This is a genomic window from Rhodoferax antarcticus ANT.BR (genome assembly GCF_001938565.1).
GTDB lineage: Bacteria > Pseudomonadota > Gammaproteobacteria > Burkholderiales > Burkholderiaceae_C > Rhodoferax > Rhodoferax antarcticus.
The window spans coordinates 125,237-149,771 of sequence record NZ_MSYM01000001.1 but is presented as its reverse complement, the minus strand read 5'-3'; the positions used below and the strand labels follow the sequence as shown (position 1 = coordinate 149,771).

Below are 24,535 nucleotides of genomic sequence, written 5' to 3'. Positions count from 1 at the left end.
CTATTGGCCGCTGGCTTGTGCCAGGCGCTGCTCGACCTGCTCCGCGCTGATGGCGCCCGGCACGCGCGAGCCGTCGGCAAACACCAGGGTGGGTGTGCCGGTGATCTTGTATTTTTTGCCCAACTGACTATTGCGATTTACCGCAGCGGTGTCGCATTTGGCGTTGGCAGGATTGATGTTTTTGACCATCCAGTCGTGCCATACCTTGGGTTTATCTTTCGCGCACCAGATGGCGTTAGACAGCTCCACCGACTTCTGCCCGAGTACCGGGTAGAGGAACAGGTAAACGGTCACGTCTTTGACCTGCTCCAGGTTGGCCTCAAAGCGTTTGCAGTAGCTGCAGTTCGGGTCTTCAAACACCGCCAGCTTGCGCTTGCCGTTGCCACGCACGATGGTGAAGGCGTCTTTGAACGGCAACGTGTCGAACTGAATCGCCGAGAGCTTGTCCACGCGCTCTTCGGTGAGGTTGCGCTTTTGTTTGGTGTCGATCAGGTTGCCCTGGATCAGGTAGTCGCCCTGCGCGTCGGTGTACAGAATGTCGGTGCCGTTGATGCGAATCTCGTACAAGCCGGGGACGCCGGTTTTGCTCACCTCATCAATCTTGCCAATCTGCGGGATGCGCTCGCCCAGGTTTTTACGAATCGCCGCCTCTTGCGCGAAAGCGCTGGTAACGGTGCTGGCGGCCATCAGCGTGGCGCATGCAAGCAACGCGAGGGAGGCAAGGCGGGTAGTTTTCATACGTACTCTGTCCAGATAAGGTTCAAAAAAGTCGAAACGGCTTACAAGCCCATGGCGTAACGGGCCGCCCATTGCTTGGCCAGGCTGCTGCGCTCAAACCCATTCATGCCCCAGTTGCGCAGGGCTTGCCAAGTGGGGCTGGTACTGGAAAAAAGTTGCTGCAGGCTATCCATAGCCAGCGCGGTGGCGCTGACCTCGGCACGGCGCGCGCGCTGGTACTGGCGCAGCAATTTGTTGTCATTCACCGGGCGCCAGTAGGCCCGGCTGTGCAGCAGGCTGGCCAGATCGGCGACGTCGCCCAGGCCCAGATTCAGACCCTGGCCTGCCAGCGGATGCACCGCATGGGCGGCGTCACCCGCCAGCGCCCAGGATTTACCTTCAGGCGTGGAGCCAATCCAGCGGCTGGCCTGCGCTGCGACTAGCGGCCAGGCAACGCGCTCGCTGGACAGTTTCAGGCCGCCTAAACACTGGCCGCTGACCTGGCCCAACTCCGCGCAAAAGGCTTCTTCGCTGGCTTGCATCAATGCGTCTACCCGGCTTTCTTTCACCGACCAGACAATGCCCACGGTGTGACCCTGCTCGCCGTCCAGCGGCAAAAAGGCCAGGATTTCGCCTTGGGTAAACCACTGCCGGGCGGTTTGGCCGTGCGCTTGCTCGGTGGTCAGGCGGGCGGCTATGGCGCGCTGCGGGTAGCGCGTTACCTCAAACGTTACGCCCAGTTCGGCGCGGGTGCGGCTGTCTTTGCCTTCACACACCACCGTCAGGGTCGCGGGCTTGGGGCAGTCAATTACCTCGATCTGTGGCTGAAACCGCATCGCTTCAGCCAACCGCGCCTCGAGCAGCGGCACATCCACAATCCAGGTCAGGGCCGAAACGTTTAGCGCTTCGGCTGAGAAGTTCACCTCGCCCCCGTCGTCACCCAGCACCCGCATCTGTGTGACCGGCGTGGCGTGCTGCGGGCTGGGCCAGCAACGCACCGACTCCAGCAGCGCTTTGGATTTGGCGTTCAGCGCGTAGGCCCGCACGTCTGGCCCGCCGGGCGTCGGGCGCACCGGGCTTTGGGCCACCAGCCCGACGCTCAAGCGTTCGCGCGCCAGCAGCAGGGCCAGCGTGTGGCCCACAATCCCGCCGCCCCGGATGCAGATGTCATATTGGTTTTTCATGGGAAGCAATTGTAGAAGTGCCGTGGTGGCCTAAGGGGCATCCGGGGTTTAGCCGCTTGGGCCGGTGGGGTCTGGGGCCACTTGCCCCTTTTGATTACCATTGCGGGATGCTGCACACATCTAGTGCCTACCCAGCCCTATGATTCCAAATATCACAGGGAAGAGGAATCCATGAACAAGACTTGGCTAGGCCAATACCCGGCCGGCGTTCCCGTCGAGATCGATATCCAACGATATTCTTCGCTCAAAGACATGTTTGAGGTCACCTGTGCGCGCTTTGTTGATTTGCCAGCCTATAGCTCGATGGGCACGACCTTGTCGTTTCGGCAAATCGACGACGCAAGTCGCGCCTTTGCCGCTTGGCTACAAAAGGTGGCAAAACTGCAACGCGGTGACCGTGTGGCGCTGATGATGCCTAACCTCTTGCAATACCCCGTTGCATTGTTTGGGGTGCTGCGTGCGGGCATGGTGGCGGTCAATGTCAACCCGCTGTACACCCCCCGAGAGCTCGCGTACCAACTTAAAGACAGTGGCGCAACCGCCATCGTTGTGCTGGAAAACTTTGCACACACCCTGGCGCAGGTGGTTCAAACCACACCGATACGCACCGTGATCACAACGCAGGTAGGTGATCTGCTACCCACGCTTCAGCGGTTACTGACGAACACCGTGGTCAAGTATGTGAAAAAGATGGTACCGCCATGGCAGCTGGAGGGTGCGATCGATTTCAAAGAGGTGTTGTCGTCCGGCCGCGCGCAGGCACTGCAAGACGTGGTGCTGACCCACGACGATCTGGCCTTTCTGCAATACACCGGAGGCACCACCGGCGTGGCCAAGGGCACGATGCTCAGCCACGGTAACATGGTGGCCAATGTCCTCCAAGTGGCCGTATGGATGTCGCCGAACCTCAACGACGGCGAAGAGACCTTGATCATCCCGCTGCCGCTGTACCACGTGTTCGCCCTGACAGGCACGCTGTCATTCTTCAGCAAAGGTGCGCTGGCGGTGCTGATTGCCAACCCACGCGACATGCCCGCGTTTCTGAAGGTGCTCAAGCAGACGCGCTTTACCGCGATCATCGGCGTGAACACGCTGTTTAGAGCGCTACTTGATGCGCCAGACTTCGCCGATGTCGATCTGAGTCGATTGAAGCTCACCGTGGCCGGTGGCATGGCGGTGCAGCAAGTGGTGGCGCATCGCTGGAATCAGAGGGCGGGTGTGTCCTTGGTTGAAGGCTACGGCCTGACTGAAAGTGCGCCGGTGGCGATTGCAAACCCCGTCACGGTCCAAGAATGGAGCGGTCAGATTGGTGTTCCGGTGCCAAGCACCGATGCAACCATCCTTGACGAAGATGGCGTGCCGGTCGCGCTGGGCCAAGTCGGCGAGATCGGCTTGCGCGGCCCGCAGATCATGAAAGGCTACTGGAACCGACCCGAAGAAACGGCCAACATGTTTACCGCCGATGGCTGGATGCTCACGGGTGACATGGGGGTGATGGATGAACGCGGCAGCATTCGCATCACCGACCGCAAAAAAGACATGATCGTGATCTCGGGTTTCAAGGTGTTTCCGAACGAAATTGAGGACGTGCTGACGATGCACCCCGGCGTACTGGAGGCTGGCGTGATTGGCGTTCCCGACGAGCGTTCGGGCGAGGCAGTCAAAGCCGTGATCGTGCGCCAAAAAACTGAACTGACAGAGGCTGAAGTGCTCGCGCACTGCAGGCAGCATCTGACGGGCTACAAGATGCCGCGCATTGTCGAGTTCCGCACCGAGCCGCTACCAAAGTCCAATGTCGGCAAGATCTTGCGCCGCGAGTTGCGTGTTGCGCCAACGGACGCATCGCAATAGCGTTGTCTCAGTGACAGAACGTCCAATCGATAGTCGGATTGCTTGAACGCAGGCGGCATCTGCGCCGAATTTGGTCATGCTGACTGCCAAGCCAGTAGCAAAGCGGCGATCCAAGATCAGCGACAGCACGCGCAATCTGCCCCCTTCTAAGCGCCACCCATCGGTTCTGGCAGCCTGACGCCGCAGGGATTCGCTGATCACTACAATCGCTGCAGCTTTTCCGGGACACAACCAGGCCAAAACCGGCTGCAAATGCGCGGGTTTGGCCAGTTCGGCTTGACCGGCTTTGCGACCCGCCCAGCGCGGGTCCGGCACTGACACGTTGCCCGCATTGGGCGCAATGGTGCAATCTGGATACTTGATTTCAAAGGACTTTTATGAAATGTGGCATCGTGGGCTTGCCCAACGTCGGTAAATCGACCCTGTTCAACGCACTGACCAAAGCGGGTATTGCGGCCGAAAATTATCCCTTTTGCACGATTGAGCCCAATGTCGGCATTGTGGAAGTGCCAGACGCCCGGTTGGACGCCTTGTCCGCCATCGTCAATCCGCAAAAAGTGCAGCGCGCCATCGTCGAGTTTGTCGACATTGCCGGCTTGGTGGCTGGCGCCAGCACCGGTGAAGGCTTGGGCAACAAGTTTCTGGCGCACATCCGCGAGACCGACGCCACCATCAACGTGGTGCGCTGTTTTGAAGACGACAACGTGATCCACGTGGCCGGCAAGGTCGATCCCATTGACGACATTGAAGTCATCCAGACCGAGCTGTGTCTGGCGGACCTGGCAGCGGTTGAAAAAGCCTTGCACCGGGTGACCAAGCTGGCGCGCTCCGGCGACAAAGATTCGGCCAAGCTGGTCACGTTGCTGGAAAAATGTCAAGCAGGCCTCAATGAAGCTAAGCCGGTGCGCACGCTCGACTTCAGCAAGGACGAGTGGCCATTGCTGAAGCAATTCTTTTTAATCACCGCCAAACCGGCGATGTTTGTCGCCAACGTGTCGGAAGACGGCTTCACCAACAACCCGTTTCTGGACCGCCTCACCGACTACGCCCACGCACAAAACGCGCCTGTGGTGGCGATTTGCGCCAAACTGGAGGCCGACATGGCCGATATGGCCGACGAAGACCGCCTGATGTTTCTGGAAGAACTGGGCTTGCACGAGCCAGGCTTGAACCGCCTGATCCGCGCCGCTTACGACCTGCTGGGCCTGCAAACCTACTTCACCGCCGGTGTCAAAGAAGTGCGCGCCTGGACCATTCACAAAGGCGACACCGGCCCGCAGGCCGCTGGCGTGATCCACACCGACTTTGAGAAGGGCTACATCCGCGCCCAGACCATTGCCTATGAAGACTTCATCAGCTTCAAAGGCGAGCAGGGCGCCAAAGATGCCGGCAAGATGCGCGCCGAAGGCAAAGACTACGTCGTCAAGGACGGCGACGTGATGAATTTCCTTTTCAGCTCTTAAGGAAAATCGGCCTCTAGCCCTTATGAAATAAGCGGTGAGAGCTATCTAATTAATAGTAACAACCGGCGCATGCAACTGCCGGTTGTCGCGTCAGCCACCAAAAACACCCACCAGCGCCGACGTCATTACCACATAGCGCGCCAGCTTGCCCAAAGCCATGTAAGCCAGGCACGGCCAGAACGGCAGCTTGAGCCAGCCCGCCACCGCGCACAGCGGGTCGCCCACCAGCGGCAGCCAGGCCAGCAGGCAAGCTTTGGGCCCCAGTTTTTCCAGCCAGACCAGCACCCGCAGGTGGTGCCCGGAGTGGCTGAATTTGTCCACCACCTTGTGCGACCCCAGCCCCATCCACCAACTCACCGCGCCGCCCAGCGTGTTGCCCACTGTGGCTACTGCAATGACGGGCCAAAACAGGTGTGGGCTGAGTTTGATCAGGCCATACACCGCTGGCTCCGAGCCGATGGGCAGCAGCGTGGCTGACAGAAACGACACCACAAACAGGCTGCTCAGGCCATATTGCGGCAAAGCCAGCCAAGTGAGGAGGGGATCGAGCCAAGCGTCCATGGGGCGGCAGTATAAGAAGCTGCCTGCGCACAGTCCCTATAAATTGTCCGGACGGCGTCGCGTCAGGCAGGCTCGCTATCAAAAAGTGCTGCTTTTTTAGGCAGTTAGAATCTTCTCCTAACCCCCGACTACGACGCCTTGTTGACCACCAGTTGACGCGACGCGCATGGCGGCCCAACTTATTTATCTTTTCATAAACCGCACGCTGCCAGCATGAAGATCGGTCCGTTCTCGTTGCCCAACGCCTGTTTCGTGGCCCCCATGGCGGGTGTCACGGACCGGCCCTTTCGCCAACTGTGCAAGCGCCTGGGCGCGGGCTACGCAGTGAGCGAGATGATCACCAGTCGCCCTGATTTGCAAGCCTGTGCCAAAACCGTTCGCCGGGCGGACCATGCCGGCGAGTCTGGCGTGATCGCGGTCCAGATTGCCGGCACTGAGCCGCAGATGATGGCCGACGCGGCGCGCCTGAACATTGACCGTGGCGCGCAGGTCATCGATATCAACATGGGCTGCCCGGCCAAAAAAGTGTGCAGCAAATGGGCCGGCTCGGCCCTGATGCAAGACGAGCGCCTGGCCATCGACATCGTTGCCGCGGTGGTGCAAGCCTGTGCGCCACTGGGTGTGCCGGTCACCTTGAAGATGCGTACCGGCTGGGCCCAGTCGCACAAAAACGCGGTCACGTTGGCGCGTCAGGCTGAGGCCGCGGGCGTGCAAATGCTCACTGTGCATGGCCGCACCCGCGAGCAGGGCTACAAGGGCCCTGCGGAATACGACACCATCGCCGCCGTGAAGGCTGCGGTGAATGTGCCGGTGGTGGCCAATGGCGACATCGACAGCCCGCAAAAAGCCCAGGCGGTGCTGCTGGCCACTGGTGCCGATGCGGTGATGATTGGCCGCGCAGCGCAAGGCAGGCCATGGATTTTTCGTGACATCAGTCACTTTCTGGCCACCGGCCGACTGCTGGCGCCGCCGCTGGTGGGCGAGGTCAAGCACCTGCTGCTGGACCATTTGCAAGATCATTACACGCTGTATGGCGAGTACCTGGGTGTGCGCATCGCGCGCAAGCACATTGGCTGGTACGTTACGGCGCTGCCGGGCGGCGAAGCCTTCCGCGCGCACATCAATACGCTGGACGACAGCGCCCAGCAACTCGCCGTCGTGGCCTACTTTTTCGATGCCATGCATGAGCACATGGACCGCCTGCCCGCTCACGTGTCGAGTTACACCCCCGTGAATTTGGAGACAACACCATGAAACCCCTACACATCGCAGAATGTGTGCGCAGCAACCTGGAGGGCTATCTGTGCGACCTGGGTGCCAGTGAGCCTGAGCGCATGTATGACATGCTCATCAGCGTGGTCGAAAAGCCCTTGCTGGAGGTGGTGATGGAGCGTGCCGACCACAACCAGTCCAAAGCGGCGCAGTGGCTGGGCCTGAACCGCAACACCCTGCGCAAGAAACTGCTTGAGCATAAGCTCATTGATTGATAGCTGCTAGCGCTTTATTCATAAGGGCTAGAGGCCGATTTCTTATAAATTTATCTTTTTATCAGCTTGGACACCATGAACGCACTTTTATCTGTCTCCGACAAAACCGGCATCGTTGAATTTGCCCAGGCCCTGCACGCGTTGGGCATCAAGCTCATCTCTACCGGTGGCACTGCCAAGCTGCTGGCTGACCAAGGCTTGCCAGTGACCGAAGTGGCCGAGGTGACAGGTTTCCCGGAGATGCTCGATGGCCGCGTGAAAACCCTGCACCCCAAAGTGCATGGCGGCCTGCTGGCCCGCCGCGATGTGCCCGCGCACATGGCCGCACTCAAGGCCCACGCCATCGACACCATCGACCTGGCGGTGATTAACCTCTACCCTTTTGAGGCCACCGTGGCCAAACCCGGCTGCACCCTGGAAGACGCCATCGAGAACATCGACATCGGCGGCCCCGCCATGGTGCGCAGTGCCGCTAAAAACTGGAAAGACGTGGGTGTGATCACTGACGCAACGCAGTACCCGCAGGTGCTGGCAGAGCTCCAGGCCAGCGGCCAGCTCACCCTGGCCACCAAATTTGCGCTGAGCGTGGCTGCGTTCAACCGCGTGGCCCAGTACGACGCGGCCATCAGCAACTATTTGTCGGCGATTAGCTTCGACGAAACGGCCAGCGCACCCGCGCTGGCGCTGTTTCCGGCACAGACCAACAGCAACTTCATCAAGCTGCAAGACCTGCGCTACGGCGAAAACCCGCACCAGAGCGCCGCGTTCTACCGCGACCTGCATCCGGCACCGGGCTCGCTGGTCACTGCCGTGCAGTTGCAGGGCAAGGAACTCAGCTACAACAACATTGGCGACGCTGATGCGGCGTGGGAATGCGTCAAGAGTTTTGACGGTTCAGTAGATGGCGCAGCGTGTGTCATCGTCAAACATGCCAACCCCTGCGGCGTGGCGGTGGGCACAGACGCGTTGCAGGCCTACAGCAAGGCGTTCCAAACCGACCCAACCTCAGCTTTTGGCGGCATCATTGCCGTCAACTGCACGCTGGACGAGGCGGCAGCGCTACAAATGTCGAAGCAGTTCATTGAAGTGCTGATGGCCCCGGACTTCACCCCCGAGGCGCTGGCCGTGTTCAAAACCAAGGTGAATGTGCGTATCCTGAAAATCGCATTGCCACCCGGTGGCACCACCGACTGGGCCAATGGCCGCAACGCCACGGACATCAAACGCGTGGGCTCCGGCCTGCTGATGCAAACCGCCGACAACCACGAACTTACGCTGGCCGACCTGAAAGTCGTCACCAAGGTGCAACCCACGGCAGAGCAACTGCAAGACTTGCTGTTTGCTTGGAAGATAGGCAAGTTCGTCAAGAGCAACGCCATCGTTTTCTGTAAAGGCGGCATGACCATGGGCGTGGGCGCCGGGCAAATGAGCCGACTGGACTCAGCCCGTATCGCCAGCATCAAGGCGCAAGCCGCTGGCCTGAGCCTGACCGGCACGGCGGTGGCCAGCGACGCGTTCTTCCCGTTCCGTGATGGCCTGGACGTGGTGGTGGACGCAGGCGCCACCTGCATCATCCAGCCCGGCGGCTCAATGCGCGACCAGGAAGTGATCGACGCCGCCGACGAGCGCGGTGTGGCGATGGTGTTCTCTGGCGTTCGGCACTTCAGGCACTGAACTCTGCGGCTGGGCGCGCTCGGCAACTACTGGCAACTAGTAGCCGGTCGCGTTCTTCCTCGATACCGGTCATTAGATTGACAAAAGTGAATCCAACGGCGATGCCGTGCCACCTGCCGCCACTTTGAGCACATGGGTATAAATCATGGTGGTGCTGACATCGCTGTGGCCCGGCAGCTCTTGCACCGTCCGAATGTCAGTGCCGGCCTGCAGCAGGTGTGTTGCAAATGAATGGCGCAAGCTGTGTGGCATGATCTTTTTTTTAGCCCGCAATCCAGTGCCACCTGGCGCAAAGTGTTCTGCACGCCACCCCGGTCCAGGGGACTGGGCGCGCGGCTGGCAGCGGCCAAGCCCCCGGCTGTACAGGATGAAGAAGAACACCCGGTAGCTCAGGGTGCGGGTGGCGCCAAACAGTTTTTGCGCTTCTTCGACGGTGACGATGTCGGGCAGGCGAGCCACCTTGGGTGGCTTGATAAGATGGGGCATGACCCAAGGCTTGCGCAGCACATGAACGGTGAAGAACTTCAGGCCACACAGGTCGAGTTTGACGGCGCTCCAGGAGTGCGACTCGATCAGGTCGCTGAAGTAGTCGACGAGTTGGGATTGCGACAGGGTGTCGATGTCGTAGGCAAAGTAGGCACCGAGGTTGCGAATGGCGCGCGCGTAGGCGTCAATGGTTTTGGGTTGCAGTCCTTTGAGTTTGAGGTGTTTGAGATGCGTCTGGTATTGCCGATCAAAGTGCGCACTGGCGCCGACGGGGGGGGTGGTGTCTATGCTGGAATATCCTCACGAAGTTGTGCAAAGTCACGCCTCGGTATTGAGGGCGCGAGATTGCAGAATAATTCGTGGGGCTGCTGCTGGGGATTGCTCCGCGTAGCGGCTTCGTCCAACCCTGCGCTCAAGTTCACTCTCTCCGGTCGCTGGGACGCGCCTTCGGCACGCCACTTAGCTCCACGTTAAACCGCTCCCCTTTAGCGACTTGAATTTCGAAAAAGTATACGTACAATGTACGTATGGTTGAATTTGAATGGGATGAGGCTAAAGCCGCGGCTAACATGAAAAAGCATCATGTGTCGTTTGACGAGGCCAAGTCGATTTTTTTTGACGAGTTTGGCGTTCAGTTCTTCGATGATGAGCAATCTTCCGGTGAAAAGCGCTTTCTGATGTTGGGGATGAGTTCAGGCGCAAAGTTACTCATCGTCTGTCATTGCGAGCGAGACCACGGTGCGACTATTCGGATCATCTCCGCACGTAAGGCAACCAAGCGTGAAAGCGCGTTTTATCGAGGTGTACACACATGAAAGCAGAATACGATCTCTCTAAACTGAAGTCGCGCAAAAATCCCTATGCTTCGAAGCTGAAAAAGCCTGTAACGATGCGTCTGTCTGAAGACGTGGTGCAGTATTTCAAAGGTATGGCCGATGAAGCTGGTGTGCCGTATCAGAGCCTCATTAATTTGTACCTGCGCGACTGCCTTGCCAATAGTCGAAAAGTGCAGATCAATTGGCCTCAGGCTGTTTAACATGGCAATCATCGCGCAGCCTGCGGCGCGGTTGTTTCCACGTTAGGCCTCGCAGAACCCACCTTTGCTGAGCGCTCCAGTGTCAAAGACCATACAGGCAGGCCTCGTGTACTTCGCCATCGTGCTTGGCACAGGTTTTGTGCTGGGTGTCTTCCGGGTTCCGTTCCTTGTTCCGCGTATCGGCGAGCGCTGGGCGGAACTCGCGGAAATGCCAATCATGGCCACCGTGATCTTCATCGCAGCGGGGTACATCCTTAAGCGCTTTCCAACTATTTGCCAACCGAGTCGGTCACTGATGGTTGGGGTTCTGGCGCTGGTCCTCTCGGTTGCGGCAGAACTCGCACTGGCGACCGTCCTCCAGAACCGAACCTTGGCAGAGTTCATCGCCTCCAGAGACAAGGTCTCCGGGTCGGTGTACATCGCTCTGTTGTTGGTCTTCGCTGTCATGCCAAGACTTCGCCTCAAGAGCCATGCCCGCGCCTCGATGCTCACTGGTTGCGCGAGCACTGGAGTCATTCCAATGGACTGAGATTCCTACATGATTGGCAAGAAAGATGGGTCGCCCGGGATCGGTGTTTCACTCAGCAATAAGGCAGAGGTCTATGGTGAAGCCAACACCTTTTGTCGCGCAAAGGGACTTGAAGTCGATGCACTGAATGTGACTACTACGCCAGCGATGCCAAGACGACTCGGCTCTGCAGAGTTGCAATTCAGGTGTGTTTCGCCCGGCGCTGCCGCCCAACCCCTCGTTCGCGATTCCGACAATATCATCGAGATCCGCAATCGCTAGCATGACCTTTAACTTGCCAATCGACTGGGACACAAAAACGTGCCCGACATTTCTACGTTAAACCTCTCGAGTAACTCACTTGTTCAATTTCGAATGGGATGATCAAAAAGCGGCGAGCAACTTGCACAAGCATGGCGTGTCGTTCGACGAGGCGGTCAGCGTTTTTGGAGATACTCTAGCCTTGACTTTTTCGGATACAGATCACACCGAAGTTAAGGAACGAAGTCGGATCTACGGAATCTCAAACAAATAGCGGCCTCTGGTAGTCGTTCACACGGTGCGTCGCAATAGCATTCGAATCATTAGCGCAAGAAAGGCAACCCGATAAGCTAAAAATGTTAAATTAAATACGCATATAAAATTGGATTATACTAATTCCATTTATAATCTATTCTCCAATATAACTGGAGTTTCAATTGGCAAAGAAGGTGACGTTAACTTTACTCCCGCAAGAGCGATTCCAGCTGCAACATATTATTGATCGTGGTTCAAACTGGCGTGAGCGTGAACGCGCCAAAACATTGATTCTCTTTGATGATGGACTATCCATGAAAGTGATTGCTGAAACTGTTGGCATAGATATTCGCACAGTCGGCTTGACGCGTATGGATTGGCTCAAGCGTGGTTTTGAGTCGCTGGTTGATGCACCTCGCAGTGGCGCGCCAAGGAAGATCACCCCAGAGCAACTTGAAAGGCTCTTGGACGCGGCAGAGAAGGAGCCATTAACAGCCAAGGCGCTGTTGGCCAAACACGTCGACGCCGGCGGCACTTTGGTGCATCTGAACACACTGACCCAGGCATTGAAGAAGGCCCAATTTGTATGGAAACGCACACGTTCATCACTCAAAAAAAAAGAGACGAAGCCGCTTTCAGATCTGCCCAAGTAGGGATCGCTGGACTGCGGTCGCAAGCCGCTGCGGGTGAGATGGTGTTGGCCTACTGTGACGAGGCAGGATTCTCGCAAGTACACCCCAATCGCAGCGCTTGGACACCCAAAGGAAGTCGTCATTTGAGTGAGGCCAAACGCGGAAAACGGCTCAACGTGCTGGCTGCCATGCTGTCCACCGGGGAACTATTCAGCGCCAAAATTTGGCAATCTACAACGGCAGAAATATTTGCTGGATTCATTGGCTTGCTCAAGGAACACGTTGGGAAGAAAATAACCGTCATCATTGACAATGCATCAGTTCACAAAGCGAAGGCGACCAAGCCAATCATGGCTTTGCTGGAAAACAAGGTGTGACACTTTATTTTCTCCCTTCGTATAGTCCGGAGCTTAATCGCATTAAAAAGCTTTGGCACCTGATGAAATACACCTGGATGTCCGCCAATTGTCGCGACAGCGAAACCTTGGAGGCTGATGTTGGTGACATACTTGACAACTTTGGGTCCAAATATGAATTTAACTTTTGACGTATTTAACTTAATATTAATAGCTTATTCATTTGAAGGCGCTTTGACTGACAAGCACTGGAATGAACTTGGTGAAAAAAGAAAACAGCAACTCAAAGCGCAAGTCGACTAACAAGGCGCTTTACCGGAGGGGAATTCCGCTGCGCTCCCTTGCCAGCCCAACCGCCTCTAAAACCGTTGAAGGCAGGTGGTGGGGTTGGCGGGCGCAGGCCCCATTCGCGTGGGGCGGCGGTAAGCGCACCAGCTTCAGTGTTGACAGTACGACCTTGGCGCCACCAACCCATTTCCCCGCGAGCATGGACCTGAGAACGTCAACCCTGTCGTCGGCCTGGAGCAGGACAAAACCACTGTCGATAGGATTCCCTTATATGAAAAATAGGCCTCTAGCCCTTATAAATAAAGCGCTAGCAGCTATTATTTCAGAAGCAGTTTAAAAATTTCACGGGCCGCCGTTACCGTGTTGGCAATGTCTTCATCGGTGTGCGCCGCGCTCACAAAACCGGCTTCGTACAAGGCGGGGGCGATGTAGACGCCACGGTCCAGCAGGCCGTGGAAGAGTTGGTTGAACTTGGCGCCGTCGGTCTTCATGACTTGGCTGTAGGTGGTGGGCAAGGTGTCGAGCAGGAAGAAACCCATCATGCCGCCTTCGCTGTCGCCGGTCAAAGCCACGCCTTCGGCGGCTGCAGCGGCCTTCAGGCCGTCAATCAGGGCGCCGGTCTTGCGACCCAGTTCTTCGTAAAAGCCGGGTTTGCTGATTTCCTTGAGCGTGGCCAGGCCGCAAGCGGTGGCGATCGGGTTGCCCGACAGCGTGCCGGCTTGGTAGACGCCGCCCAGCGGCGCCAGTTGTTGCATCACCGCGCGTTTGGCGCCAAAAGCTGCCAGTGGCATGCCGCCACCAATGACCTTGCCCATCACCGTCATGTCGGGCTCAAAGCCGGGGATGGACTTGGCGTAGACGCTTTGTGCGCCGCCCAGCGCCACCCGGAAACCGGTCATCACCTCGTCCAAGATCAGCAGGGCGCCGTTGGCAGTGCAGAGTTCGCGGCAGCGCTTCATGAAAGGCACGCTGGCACGCACAAAGTTCATGTTGCCAGCGATCGGCTCGATGATCACGCAGGCAATCTCGCTGCCGTGCTCGGCAAAAGCCGCTTCGATCTCTTGGACGTTGTTGTATTCCAGAACCATGGTGTGTTGCACCACTTCAGGCGGCACGCCTGCGCTGGTGGGGTGGCCAAAGGTAGCCAGGCCTGAACCGGCCTTGACCAGCAACGCGTCGGCGTGGCCGTGGTAGCAGCCATCAAACTTGAGGATGGTCTTGCGGTTCGTGGCACCGCGTGCCAGGCGAATCGCGCTCATGCCGGCTTCGGTGCCAGAGCTGACCAAGCGCACCATGTCCATGCTGGGCATGAGCTTCAAAATTTCTTCGGCCAGTTCCACCTCTCGCTCGGTCGGGGCGCCGTAAGAGAAACCTTCCAGCACCGCTTTTTGTACCGCTTCCACCACGGCAGGGTGGCCGTGACCCAGAATCATCGGGCCCCAGGAGCCGATGTAGTCGATGTATTTTTTGCCGTTAGCGTCCCAAATGTAGGCGCCTTGCGCACGGCTGATAAACCGCGGCGTGCCGCCCACCGCGCGAAAGGCGCGCACGGGTGAGTTAACGCCACCGGGGATGACATGCTTGGCGCGTTCGAACAAAGTTTGGTTGAGGTCGGTTTGAGTGGTCATGTAAAGTGAGTTTGTGTGAAAAATCAGGGAACACATCGCGGGCTGATGCACGGCTGCCAGTGGCAGATTGTGCACATAAAGTCACGCAAGCTTGCATTGTCTCTCGCCTAGCCAGGTTGCCAGCAGCCTGATGCAGCGCAAAAAGCGTTGCTGCGAAATTTCTTAAGGCAGAATAGCGCGCAAGTGTCTTGCCCCTTGGGTTGCGGGTCTTTTTTGGTTTCTTACGTAGGAGTCTGTCGCGTGACGTCATCAACGACTTGGATGTGTTTGGTTTGCGGCTGGATTTATGATGAAACGGTAGGTGATCCTGACAATGGCGTGCCAGCAGGCACGCCGTGGGAGAAGGTTCCGCTGAACTGGGCTTGTCCCGAATGTGGCGCGCGCAAGGAAGATTTTGAGATGGTGCGGATCTGAAACAGGCGGAGGCAGTTTTCCAACATCAACTCTGGAGATGAAACGGGTGAATACAACCGGGTCCCCTTTGAAAATTCTGGTGGTTGATGACAGCAACACCATCCGGCGCAGCGCCGAGATCTTCCTGAAAGCGGGTCAGCACGATGTGATGCTGGCTGAAGATGGCTTTGACGCACTGTCCAAAGTTAGCGACTACCGCCCGGATCTGATTTTTTGCGACATCCTGATGCCACGTCTGGACGGCTACCAAACCTGCGCCATCATCAAGCGCAATGCCAAATTTACCAGCGTGCCGGTGATTATGCTGTCCTCCAAAGACGGTGTGTTTGACAAGGCGCGCGGGCGCATGGTGGGGGCGCAGGACTATTTAACCAAGCCTTTCACCAAAGACCAGTTGCTCAAGGCCGTCGTGCAATATGCCGATGCGCTACAAGGGGATGTTGCGTGACCATTCGTGATGTATTGATTGTTGACGACTCAAAAACCGAGTTGATGTACTTGAGCGAATTGTTGCAAGGCAACGGCATGTTGGTGCGCACCGCCGAGAGCGGCGAAGAAGCCCTCAAGCACTTGGCCAACGCCAAGCCAGACCTGATTTTGATGGACGTGGTGATGCCGGGGAAAAACGGCTTTCAGTTGACGCGCATTATTCACCGCACACCCGAGTACGCGGACATTCCCATCATCATGTGCACCAGCAAGAACCTGGAGACCGACCGGGTCTGGGGTTTGCGGCAAGGGGCGCGGGACTACATCACCAAGCCAGTCAAAGCCGATGAGTTGATGGAAAAAATCAGAGCTCTGGGCTGACCCGCACCACCTTAATGACCAAGAAACAAGCACTCAGAGACCTCCAGGCCCGTCTGGCCGACAGGCTTCAGTCAGCCCAGGAGCAAGCGGTTTCTGTGGCATGGTTGGCGGTGACCATGGTCGGGGGGCGTTATCTGCTGCCGTTGTCCCAGTCTGGAGAAATATTTCCGGTGCCCAGCATTTCCCGGGTGCCCTATACCCAGCCGTGGTTTTGTGGGGTTGCCAACTTGCGGGGTGGTTTGTTTGGGGTGGTGGATCTGGCCGTGTTACTGGACCCTCAGACCATGGCGGCGCGCTCTGAGCAGGCCTGGGCGCAGGCGCGGTTGGTGACGCTCAATGCGCAAGCCGGTGTCAACAGCGCGCTGGTGGTTGACGCTTTGATGGGCTTGCGCAGGCCCGAGTCTTTCACCGGCAACTTGTCTGCGCCGCCCGACGCACCGCCTTGGTTGACCCAGCGTTTTCTGGATTCTGAAGATCGCCAATGGCAGGAAATCGATTTGTATGCGCTGTCGCAAACGCCTGCTTTCCTGAGCATCGGCGCATGAATTTCTCATCGGGGTTACCAAATGGCTGTTGCTGATCTATTTAAAAATCTGTTCAAGAAGAAACCCCAGGACTCTGATCTGGATTCCGGGCTGAGTTTGGGCATGCCATATATTTCCACCAACCAGGCCCCGTCAGAACTTGCCTCAGAGCTCTCCCGCCAAGTGTCCTTGGATGAAGGAAGCACCAGCGCTTTTGATGCCGACAAGCTTGAAGGCGGCAAAGCGGGCGCTGTTCAGATCAAACTGGCGTTGCTGGGCAGCAAGACGGTGGCCCAGCATCAGCGGTTGCTGTCGCTTTTTCTAGCGCTGGGACTGGTTTTGTTGGTCGGCTCGGTGCTGTTTGCCCTGAACGACAGTGATCGCTCGGCCCAGCAGTTCGGTGCCACGAGCCAGTCTTTGGTGCAGTCGCAGCGCCTGGCCAAGTCGGTGTCGCAGGCGCTGGTGGGTGATGTCAAGGCATTTGCCGATGTAGCCGACAGCGCCCAGGTGCTGTCAAGCTCGGTGCGCGGCCTGGTCATAGGTGATGAGGCGCTGCAGCAAGACGCCTTGGGCAAGATCACGCCGCTGGTGAACCGCGCTGAAAAAAATGCCGCCACGGTGATGGCGCAGCAAAAAGCCCTGACCCAGGTGGCTGCCGCACGGCGCCTAATCAACCGCCAATCTTCTGATTTGCTGGAGATCGCAGAAAACATTGCCTCTTTGAAGTTGCAGCAGAGCGCGCCTGCGGCCGAGATTGCTGCGGCGGGTCAGTTGGCCATGCTCACGCAGCGCATCGGCAAATCTGCTAGCGTTTTTCTGACCATGGAAGGTGTCAGCCCGCAGGCAATTGTATTGCTGGGTAAAGACATCGACGCATTCAAGCGCATAGCCAACGGCCTGCTCGATGGCAGTGCCGAGTTGCGCCTGTCGGCCTCTGTGGATACCAAGACGCGTGAACGCTTGGAGGCGCTGATCAAGCTTTTCGACGAGACACAAACGCAGGCCACCACCATTTTGGACAACCAGCAGGGCCTGCTGGCAGCCCGTGAAGCTCAGGCGGCTATCCTGGCTGACAGCGAATTGCTTCGCAAGGAACTGGCGTCTCTGCAGGCTGCACTGTCATCCCAAAGTGGTTTGAGCGAACTGGCTTTGGGCGCATCGGCTTTCGCCACCCTACTGGCGTTGCTAAGCGCTGTTGGCCTGTCGTATGTGCAGTTGCTTGACAGCCGTCAGCGCCAAGCCAACGCTAACCTGCAGCGCCAGGAGGCGCAACAACAAGAGCAGCAGACCAAGCGTGTCAACGATGCCAACCAGGCCGCTATTTTGCGCCTGATGAACGAGTTGCAAAACGTGGCTGAGGGTGATCTGACGCAGGAAGCCACCGTGACCGAAGACATCACCGGGGCCATTGCAGATTCGGTGAATTACACGGTGGAGGAACTCCGTTCTCTGGTTGGCAATGTGCAGATCACGGCCGCGAAGGTTGCAGCCACTACGGCCGAGGTAGACCAGACTTCTACCGATCTGCTGGCCGCGTCGCAGGCTCAGTTGCATGAAATCCGCGAGACCGGCCAATCGGTGGTCCACATGGCCCAACGCATCAACCAGGTGTCAACGCAGGCGCAAGAGTCGGCTGGCGTGGCGCGGCAGTCTCTCCTGGCGGCGTCTGAGGGATTGCAGGCAGTAGAAAACGCCATTGGTGGCATGAACGCCATTCGTGACCAGATTCAGGACACCTCCAAGCGCATCAAACGGCTCGGTGAATCCTCACAGGAGATTGGTGAAATCACCGAACTTATCTCCGACATCACCGAGCAGACCAATGTGTTGGCGCTCAACGCCGCCATCCAGGCTGCCTCAGCCGGTGAGGCGGGTCGCGGCTTCTCGGTGGTGGCCGAAGAGGTGCAGCGGCTTGCTGAGCGTTCGGCAGACGCCACCCGGCAAATCTCGGCGCTGGTCAAAGCGATTCAGACCGACACACAGGACGCGGTGGGCGCCATGGAGCGTTCCACGCAAGGGGTGGTGGAGGGCGCCCGGCTGTCAGACAGCGCCGGTACCGCTTTGAGTCAGATTGACCAGGTGTCGCGGCGTCTGGCCGAGCTGATTGAAGAAATTTCCGGTGCCACCTTGCGCGAGGCCGATATGGCCAACGAGGTGGCCGAGAACATCCAGCACATTTTCGCGGTGACCGAGCAGACCGGTGAGGGCACCCGCTCCACGGCGACGCAAGTGCGTGAGCTTTCCAAAGTGGCTGAGGAGTTGCGGCAATCGGTGGCGCGTTTTCGCATCGCCTGATTCGCCTGAGTTCCATTTCATTTGACGGGTTGATCCATGCCATCTGCTGCACCGACTTCCGACATCACCAACCTCGAGCCAGACTTGGGGCCTTTGGCCTGGGTGCTCGATGAGTTGCGCAAATCTCTGGATGGCGCCACCCAGGCGCTGCGCCGCTTTGTGCGTGATGCCGAGTTATCCCGGGGCTCGGATATCGCTGCGCTGGACGCCAGCCAACTACGCATTGCCCGCCAGCAATTGCACCAGGCAGTGGGCGCCCTGGAGATGGTTGGCCTGGAAGTACCTGCCCGGATGCTGCGCGCCATGGAGGCACTGGTCAACAAGTTTGTCCAGCGGCCAGAGTTTTGCAGCGACGAGGCTGCGCAGAAGGTCGAGCGTGCCAGTTTTGCTCTGACCGACTATCTGGAAGCGGTGCTCAAGGGCAAGACCTTGTCTTCGGTCGCCTTGTTTCCCCAATACCGTGATGTGCTGGCGCTGACCAACGACGACCGCATCCACCCGGCTGACCTGTGGGCCTATGACTGGCATTGGCTGGATGTCTCCGTGCCACCCCAGGCCCGGCGTTTGCCGTATGACGCGGCGGTGCGCTCGCGCATTGACGGCTCGATTTTGAATGTGGTGAAAACCGGCCACTCGCCTTCGGCCCTGGCCCTGCGCGACATCAGCATGGGGTTTGCGGCCAACCAGACTGACCTGAACCCACGCGTCTGGTGGATGGTTTGTGCCGCCTACTTTGAAGTGGTGGCGTTTCACCTATGTGCCAGCGACCTGTATGAAAAGCGCGCCGCAACCCGCGTCCTGCTGCAATACCGCACCTTGGCACGCGGTGAGCCCGAGATTTCCGAGCGGTTGGTGCGCGATTTGTTGTTTTTCTGCGCCCAGGCGGCGCTGTCGCCCGAGCACGACACACCTGCCTTGCGTGCCGTGCACCTGGCCTATGACTTTGCGTCACCGGTGCATATTGACTACGACAAGCCGCAATTTGGCCGTTTTGACCCGGCGGTGCTCGCGCAGGCCCGTAAGCGGGTGGCCACAGCTACCGAAACCTGGTCGAGCCTGAGCGGCGGTGATGTCAGCCGCATCAAAGCAGCGGCTGACCAGTTTGGCATGGTTGCCGATTCGATTGTGAAACTACACCCGGACAACGTCGAACTGGCTGCAGCGCTGCTGCGCGCCATGGACTCGGTCAGCCGGTCAGGCATGGCGCCACCTGTCGGGTTGGCCATGGAAGTTGCCACGGCCGTGCTGTATCTGGAAGCCGCTTACGAAGATCGGGACCCTGACAGCGCACAAACCGTGCAGCGGGGCAGCCGCTTGGCCCAGCGGCTGGACCGTGTGCTCTCAGGCGCCCAACCAGAGCCGTTGGACACCTGGATGGAAGAGCTTTACCGCCGGGTCAGCGACCGCCAGGTGATGGGCAGCGTGGTCGATGAGCTACGCACCACTTTGGGCGAGGTCGAGTCATCTCTGGACGCCTTTTTCCGCCGTCCTGAAGACAAAGTGCCGTTGCACGAAGTGCCAGGCAGGCTGGCGCAGATGCGCGGCGTGTTCTCCGTGCTGGGGCTGGACCAAGCGGCGCTGGCCACCCTGCGCATGCGCGCCAGTGTGGAGCGCTTTTTGATCAGCCAGGTGGATGAACCTCAGGCGCACAAGGCCGTGTTTGACAAGCTGGGCAATAGTCTGGGCGCGCTCGGTTTTCTGATTGACATGCTGAGCTACCAGCGAGAGCTGGCCAAAAAACTCTTTGTTTACGACGAGCAAGAAGGCGAATTCAGATCAGTGATGGGCCGTCAAAAGGGTCCGGCAGAGGTGGTCGCTGAGCTTTCTCCAGCAGCGCCCGAGCTGACCGCATCCGCCCCGGTGGTGGCTGCCACGCCGCAAACTGCGACTGCACCGCAGGCTCTGGCACCGCAAGCCCCGGCACCGCAAGCCCCGGCACCGCCGACGGTCATGACCCCGGTGCCTGCCAGCGTGGCTCGGCAGCCACCCGTGGTAGCGGTTGAAGAAGACGATGATGGTGATGATGACGTCGAGTTGCGCAGCATCTTTATGGAAGAGGCGCGCGAGGTCATCCAGACCGGACTGGGTGCTGTTGGAGCCTTGCACGATAACCCCTCCGACATGGAGCAGCTGACTGGCCTGCGACGCTCCTTCCACACCCTCAAGGGCAGCTCCAGAATGGTCGGGCTCAACGAGTTCGGCGAAGCGGCCTGGGCCATGGAGCAGGTGTTCAACGCTTGGTTACCGCAGCAGTCGCCAGCCAGCCCGGCGCTGGTCAAGCTGGCGCAGCAGGCCTTGCAGGGGTTTAGCCATTGGGTCAACGCGATTGATGCTAACCAGGACGAGAGCTTGCGCGCCCTGCCATTTAGGCGTGCCGGGGACAGCTTGCGTTTGGACGGCATGGGCGGTGAATTGGCGTTGCCAGGTGTTGCCGTGCCGCTTGAGCTCCCTGCGCCTACAGCACCGGTTGCTGAGGTGCCGCAGGACTGCGCCTTGCTGACCGCGCCCGTTGAAGGGCTCGAAGACGTTGAGGCGCTAGTTCCCGCCGAACTGGCGCAAGACAGAGTTGAGCTACTGCCTGTTTTGCTGGAGCAAGCGCCGGAGGAATTGCTGGCTGAATGGCCGGAGTTAGCCGCTGATGCTGAGCCGGGCCCGGCTGCCGAGCGGCGCGACTTCCTGGCCACGCAAATCAACGACTTCAGCGATACGCAGATGGTTGATTTCAGCGAAACGCTGATGAGCAACTTTGGCGATTTTTCCGCCCCCGAGACAGTACCTGATTTTCCTGAACTGGCGCCCGCGATTGAGATGGCAGAGCTGCCTAAGTTGGCAGACCTGGCCGACAAGCCAGTGCTGACCGAGACGGTTGAGCTGACCGAACTGACCGAGACAGAATTTGTAGAAAAGGCCGCACCCGAAACCGTTAAAGAGGCCGCACTACCGATAGAACTGCTGTTGCCAGAAGTTGATGCCGTAACCGCATTGCCAGAGCCAGAGCCAGAGCCAGAGCCAGAGCCAGAGCCAGAGTCGGCCGAAGAGCAGGTCAAGACGATTGGGTCGCTGCGTATCGGCATTCCGCTCTACAACGTGTATCTGAATGAGGCCGACGAGTGGTCGCGCCGCTTGCTTACCGAGTTGAATGAATGGTCGCTGGAGCTGGAGCACCCGGTGCCAGACTCGGCGGTTGGCTTGGCGCACTCGCTGGCGGGTAGCTCTGCTACGGTGGGGTTCATGGATCTCTCTGAGATGGCCAGGGCACTCGAGCATGCGCTGGAGCACACTCGCCTGGGCGTGACGGGCCTGCCCGAGCACGCGCAACTGTTTGTGGATGCGGCCGAGGACATTCGGCGCTTGTTGCACCAGTTCGCGGCGGGCTTCCTCAAGCACCCTGACCCTGAGTTGCTGTTGGCCTTGAAGGCGGTGTTGGAAACCGATCTGTCGTCGCAGGTGGCACTTGAAGACGCTTGGCTTGACGAGCGACCCACCGAACCCGAATTTGAGCCCGAGATGGACCTCGATCTGGACTTTGGCGACCTGTTGGCACCAACCTCGCCAGAGTTGCCCGGGCTGCCCCAAGTGCCTGATATCGCGCCTGCCATAGTTCCTGAGCCAGAGCCGCTGTCACCGGCAACAGAGCCTTTGGCGTCAGTACCAGAGCCGCTGGATGCGCGTGATCTGCTGGATGTCGATCTGTTCCCGATTTTTGAAGAGGAAGCGCTGGAATTGCTGCCCAAGCTCAGCGGCGCCCTGCGTCAGTGGAGCGTGCACCCGGACAACCTGAGCGCCCGGCAAGAGGCCTTGCGCATTTTGCACACCCTCAAAGGCAGCGCCCGCCTGGCAGGTGCCATGCGTCTGGGTGAAATGGCACACCGCATGGAGTCGGCGGTTGAGCGGATTGACGCTGAAGCCGCCCAATCCAACCAAATTGAGCCTCTGTTGGCCCGGTTGGACGCCATCACCGACTGTTTTGAAGCCCTGCGTGCCACACCCCTGGCGGAATTGGTGCTACCGGAAGTGGCTGAAACAGTGCCCGCCGAGTTGTCGCAGATGACCGCTGAGCCAGCTGATGAGTCGGCGGCGCCAGCGTTGGAGGCGGCTGCAGCGCCACTGCAGTTGTCCGCGTTGACCGAGGCGCCGCTGCGCCGCGCCTCTAACCAGAGCATTCGGGTGAAGTCGCAGTTGATCGACCGCATGGTGGATCAGGCGGGCGAAGTGATGATTTCACGCTCGCGCCTGGCGTCACGGCTGGGCCAATTGCGTGGCTCGCTCGACGAGCTCACCAGCAACCTGTCGCGCCTGCGCAGCCAGTTGCGCGATATCGAGGTGCAGTCCGAGTCGCAAATGCAGTCGCGCATGGCGCAAACCAAGGACGCCGAGCAAAGCTTTGACCCGCTGGAATTTGACCGCTTCACCCGCGTGCAGGAGCTCACCCGCATGATGGCTGAGTCGGTGCACGACGTGGCCACTGTGCAACGCAACCTGCAGCAAGCCGTGGAAGGTGTTGAAGACGATCTGGCCGCCCAGGCGCGCCAGACGCGCGATTTGCAGCGCGATTTGCTGCGCACCCGCATGGTCGAGTTTGACAGTGTTGCCGAGCGCCTGTACGGCGTGGTGCGCCAGGCCAGCAAAGACTTTGACAAGCCAGTCAGGCTCGATATTGGGGGTGGCTCGCTGGAAATGGACCGTGGCGTGCTGGACCGCGCGGTGCCTGCGTTCGAGCACATTCTGCGCAACGCGGTGGGCCACGGCATTGAGCCTGCGCCGACGCGCAAAGCAGCGGGCAAGCCTGAGATGGGTGTCATAACGCTGCATGTGGAGCAGCAAAGCAACGATGTGGCGGTGACTTTCAGCGACGACGGTGCCGGCCTGAATCTGGCGGGCATCCGTGCCAAGGCGCTGGCCAACGGGGTCATGGGTGCCGACAGCACACTGTCGGACGAGCAGGTGGCGAACCTGATCTTTACCTCTGGCCTGTCGACGGCGACCGAGGTCAGCGAGATGGCCGGGCGTGGCATCGGCATGGACGTGGTCCGCAACGAGGTGAATGCGCTGGGCGGGCGGGTGGAGCTGAGCACACAAGCCGGGCAAGGCACCGAGTTCAAGCTGGTGTTGCCGCTGACCACGGCGGTCAACCAGGTGGTGCTGCTGCGCCTGGGTGAGGTGGTTGTGGGCGTGCCCGCCAACCAGGTGGAACTGATCCGCCGTGTTCCTGTCGCGGTGCTGAACGAAGCCTACAAGGCCGGCACCTTTGACTACAACGGGCAAGCCCTGGCGTTTTACTGGGCCGGGGCTTTGCTGCAGACCTCGCCGGTGAGCAGCGAGCCGCATGTGAAGACCGCGCCGATTGCGATCCTGCGCAGCGCGGGCCAGTTTGTCGCGCTGCATGTGGATGAGGTGCTGGGTAATCAGGAGGTGGTGGTCAAAAACCTCGGGCCGCAGTTGTCGCGCCTGCCGGGCCTGGCTGGCATGTCGGCGCTGGCATCTGGCGCAGTGGTGTTGATTTACAACGCGGTAGCGCTGGCTGGCGCTTATGGCGCGCAGGCCCATGCCTACACCAGCGCCCACGCCGTGGCACCGGCGCAGGCGGCATCCGTTGCCGCAGGCACTACGGGTGCCTTGCCGACACCAGCCGTGGCAGTGAACCAGGTACCGTTGGTGCTGGTGGTGGACGATTCCATCACCGTGCGGCGTGTCACCCAGCGGCTGTTGAAGCGTGAAGGCTACCGGGTGGCGCTGGCGGCAGATGGCTTGCAGGCGCTGGAGCAGCTGCAGCTGGAAAAACCCGCCGTGGTGCTGGCCGACATTGAAATGCCGCGCATGGATGGCTTTGATCTGGTGCGCAACATCCGCGCGGATGACCTGCTCAAAGACCTGCCGGTGATCATGATCACCTCACGCATTGCAGAAAAGCACCGCGAGTACGCGCGGGCGTTGGGGGTAAACCACTACCTGGGCAAGCCGTACCCGGAAGACGAGCTGATCGCGCTCGTGCGGGGGTATTGCGACGCGCATTTAAGTGTCAAATAGACTTCTAGCCCTTACGCTATAAGCGCCAGTAGCTATCAAAAGTATATTTTTTAGCGAAGGCTCTGCCCCTTAACTGGC

At 59.1% G+C, this 24,535-nt stretch carries 24 protein-coding genes and 2 pseudogenes; 20 read left to right on the top strand and 6 right to left on the bottom strand.

What is annotated here, in order from left to right; all coding sequences use genetic code 11:
- Both BLL52_RS00750 and BLL52_RS00745 read right to left on the bottom strand, forming a co-directional pair.
- Window positions 1-738 carry a DsbC family protein gene (locus BLL52_RS00750; RefSeq protein ID WP_075584829.1) on the bottom strand — a complete coding sequence of 246 codons (738 nt, stop codon included), beginning with the start codon at window positions 736-738 and terminating at the stop codon, window positions 1-3.
- A 41-nt stretch (window positions 739-779) separates the two neighbouring features.
- The gene (locus BLL52_RS00745; RefSeq protein WP_075584828.1) at window positions 780-1,901 is read right to left on the bottom strand and encodes an FAD-dependent monooxygenase; all 1,122 of its coding nucleotides are present in this window, start codon (window positions 1,899-1,901) and stop codon (window positions 780-782) included.
- A 171-nt stretch (window positions 1,902-2,072) separates the two neighbouring features.
- Between BLL52_RS00745 and BLL52_RS00740 the strand changes: the two genes are divergently transcribed.
- Window positions 2,073-3,752: an AMP-binding protein gene (locus BLL52_RS00740; protein WP_075584827.1), complete on the top strand. Its 1,680-nt coding sequence runs from the start codon at window positions 2,073-2,075 to the stop codon at window positions 3,750-3,752.
- A 377-nt stretch (window positions 3,753-4,129) separates the two neighbouring features.
- The gene (ychF, locus tag BLL52_RS00735) at window positions 4,130-5,215 is read left to right on the top strand and encodes a redox-regulated ATPase YchF (protein ID WP_075584826.1); all 1,086 of its coding nucleotides are present in this window, start codon (window positions 4,130-4,132) and stop codon (window positions 5,213-5,215) included.
- A gap of 90 nt (window positions 5,216-5,305) precedes the next feature.
- Here the strand turns inward: ychF and BLL52_RS00730 are convergent, their stop codons facing one another.
- A complete protein-coding gene (locus BLL52_RS00730) occupies window positions 5,306-5,776 on the bottom strand; it encodes a YqaA family protein (RefSeq protein WP_075584825.1) in 471 nt (156 codons plus the stop codon).
- Between the two features lie 213 nt (window positions 5,777-5,989).
- Here BLL52_RS00730 and dusB point away from each other — a divergent pair, with 213 nt between their 5' ends.
- The 3 genes from dusB to purH all read left to right on the top strand — a co-directional run bounded on the left by dusB (window position 5,990) and on the right by purH (window position 8,937).
- Window positions 5,990-7,030: a tRNA dihydrouridine synthase DusB gene (gene dusB / locus BLL52_RS00725; protein WP_075584824.1), complete on the top strand. Its 1,041-nt coding sequence runs from the start codon at window positions 5,990-5,992 to the stop codon at window positions 7,028-7,030.
- Complete coding sequence (locus tag BLL52_RS00720) at window positions 7,027-7,263, top strand: helix-turn-helix domain-containing protein (protein ID WP_075584823.1); 237 nt, start codon at window positions 7,027-7,029, stop codon at window positions 7,261-7,263. The genes dusB and BLL52_RS00720 overlap by 4 nt, the downstream gene beginning before the upstream one ends.
- 75 nt (window positions 7,264-7,338) lie before the next feature.
- Entirely contained in the window at window positions 7,339-8,937 is a 1,599-nt protein-coding gene (gene purH / locus BLL52_RS00715) for a bifunctional phosphoribosylaminoimidazolecarboxamide formyltransferase/IMP cyclohydrolase (RefSeq protein WP_075584822.1), read from the top strand.
- Between the two features lie 72 nt (window positions 8,938-9,009).
- Here the strand turns inward: purH and BLL52_RS20900 are convergent.
- Window positions 9,010-9,192 (bottom strand): annotated as a pseudogene (locus BLL52_RS20900) (tyrosine-type recombinase/integrase); the annotation flags it as partial.
- A 246-nt stretch (window positions 9,193-9,438) separates the two neighbouring features.
- Window positions 9,439-9,711 (bottom strand): annotated as a pseudogene (locus tag BLL52_RS21920) (phage integrase N-terminal SAM-like domain-containing protein); the annotation flags it as partial.
- Between the two features lie 239 nt (window positions 9,712-9,950).
- Between BLL52_RS21920 and BLL52_RS00700 the strand changes: the two are divergent.
- The 9 genes from BLL52_RS00700 (at window position 9,951) to BLL52_RS19795 (ending at window position 12,774) form a co-directional block, all read left to right on the top strand.
- On the top strand, window positions 9,951-10,238 hold the full coding sequence (locus BLL52_RS00700; protein ID WP_075584821.1) for a BrnT family toxin: 288 nt from the start codon (window positions 9,951-9,953) through the stop codon (window positions 10,236-10,238).
- On the top strand, window positions 10,235-10,459 hold the full coding sequence (locus BLL52_RS00695) for a BrnA antitoxin family protein (RefSeq protein WP_075584820.1): 225 nt from the start codon (window positions 10,235-10,237) through the stop codon (window positions 10,457-10,459). Before BLL52_RS00700 ends, BLL52_RS00695 begins: the two co-directional genes overlap by 4 nt.
- Window positions 10,460-10,565: 106 nt before the next feature.
- Window positions 10,566-10,988, top strand: a complete 423-nt coding sequence (locus tag BLL52_RS00690) for a hypothetical protein (protein WP_241838937.1) — start codon at window positions 10,566-10,568, stop codon at window positions 10,986-10,988.
- A gap of 9 nt (window positions 10,989-10,997) precedes the next feature.
- Entirely contained in the window at window positions 10,998-11,249 is a 252-nt protein-coding gene (locus BLL52_RS20150) for a hypothetical protein (RefSeq protein ID WP_139313244.1), read from the top strand.
- A gap of 136 nt (window positions 11,250-11,385) precedes the next feature.
- Window positions 11,386-11,502 (top strand): hypothetical protein, encoded by a 117-nt coding sequence (locus BLL52_RS21165; protein ID WP_241838941.1) that lies wholly within the window; start codon window positions 11,386-11,388, stop codon window positions 11,500-11,502.
- A 163-nt stretch (window positions 11,503-11,665) separates the two neighbouring features.
- Window positions 11,666-12,136 carry a helix-turn-helix domain-containing protein gene (locus tag BLL52_RS20145; protein WP_158025661.1) on the top strand — a complete coding sequence of 157 codons (471 nt, stop codon included), beginning with the start codon at window positions 11,666-11,668 and terminating at the stop codon, window positions 12,134-12,136.
- Window positions 12,070-12,492 (top strand): transposase, encoded by a 423-nt coding sequence (locus BLL52_RS00670; RefSeq protein ID WP_083633704.1) that lies wholly within the window; start codon window positions 12,070-12,072, stop codon window positions 12,490-12,492. The genes BLL52_RS20145 and BLL52_RS00670 overlap by 67 nt, the downstream gene beginning before the upstream one ends.
- Window positions 12,489-12,662, top strand: coding sequence for a transposase (locus BLL52_RS21915; protein WP_158025660.1), 174 nt, complete (start codon window positions 12,489-12,491; stop codon window positions 12,660-12,662). Before BLL52_RS00670 ends, BLL52_RS21915 begins: the two co-directional genes overlap by 4 nt.
- Entirely contained in the window at window positions 12,646-12,774 is a 129-nt protein-coding gene (locus tag BLL52_RS19795; protein WP_198930574.1) for a TfoX/Sxy family DNA transformation protein, read from the top strand. Before BLL52_RS21915 ends, BLL52_RS19795 begins: the two co-directional genes overlap by 17 nt.
- A 302-nt stretch (window positions 12,775-13,076) precedes the next feature.
- On the opposite strand, the gene hemL is transcribed toward BLL52_RS19795, so the two are convergent.
- Window positions 13,077-14,387: a glutamate-1-semialdehyde 2,1-aminomutase gene (gene hemL, locus BLL52_RS00655; RefSeq protein WP_075584817.1), complete on the bottom strand. Its 1,311-nt coding sequence runs from the start codon at window positions 14,385-14,387 to the stop codon at window positions 13,077-13,079.
- Window positions 14,388-14,648: 261 nt separating this feature from the next.
- On the opposite strand from hemL, the gene BLL52_RS00650 reads away from it, so the two are divergent.
- From BLL52_RS00650 to BLL52_RS00625, 6 genes are read left to right on the top strand one after another with little or no spacing between them, the layout of a single operon-like run.
- Entirely contained in the window at window positions 14,649-14,801 is a 153-nt protein-coding gene (locus tag BLL52_RS00650; RefSeq protein ID WP_075584816.1) for a rubredoxin, read from the top strand.
- Window positions 14,802-14,847: 46 nt separating this feature from the next.
- A complete protein-coding gene (locus BLL52_RS00645) occupies window positions 14,848-15,249 on the top strand; it encodes a response regulator (RefSeq protein ID WP_075584939.1) in 402 nt (133 codons plus the stop codon).
- A complete protein-coding gene (locus BLL52_RS00640) occupies window positions 15,246-15,611 on the top strand; it encodes a response regulator (RefSeq protein ID WP_075584815.1) in 366 nt (121 codons plus the stop codon). The genes BLL52_RS00645 and BLL52_RS00640 overlap by 4 nt, the downstream gene beginning before the upstream one ends.
- A gap of 14 nt (window positions 15,612-15,625) precedes the next feature.
- Window positions 15,626-16,156, top strand: a complete 531-nt coding sequence (locus BLL52_RS00635; RefSeq protein WP_075584814.1) for a chemotaxis protein CheW — start codon at window positions 15,626-15,628, stop codon at window positions 16,154-16,156.
- A 21-nt stretch (window positions 16,157-16,177) separates the two neighbouring features.
- Complete coding sequence (locus BLL52_RS00630; RefSeq protein WP_075584813.1) at window positions 16,178-18,430, top strand: methyl-accepting chemotaxis protein; 2,253 nt, start codon at window positions 16,178-16,180, stop codon at window positions 18,428-18,430.
- A 36-nt stretch (window positions 18,431-18,466) separates the two neighbouring features.
- A complete protein-coding gene (locus BLL52_RS00625; protein ID WP_075584812.1) occupies window positions 18,467-24,457 on the top strand; it encodes a hybrid sensor histidine kinase/response regulator in 5,991 nt (1,996 codons plus the stop codon).
- Window positions 24,458-24,535 lie beyond the last annotated feature (78 nt).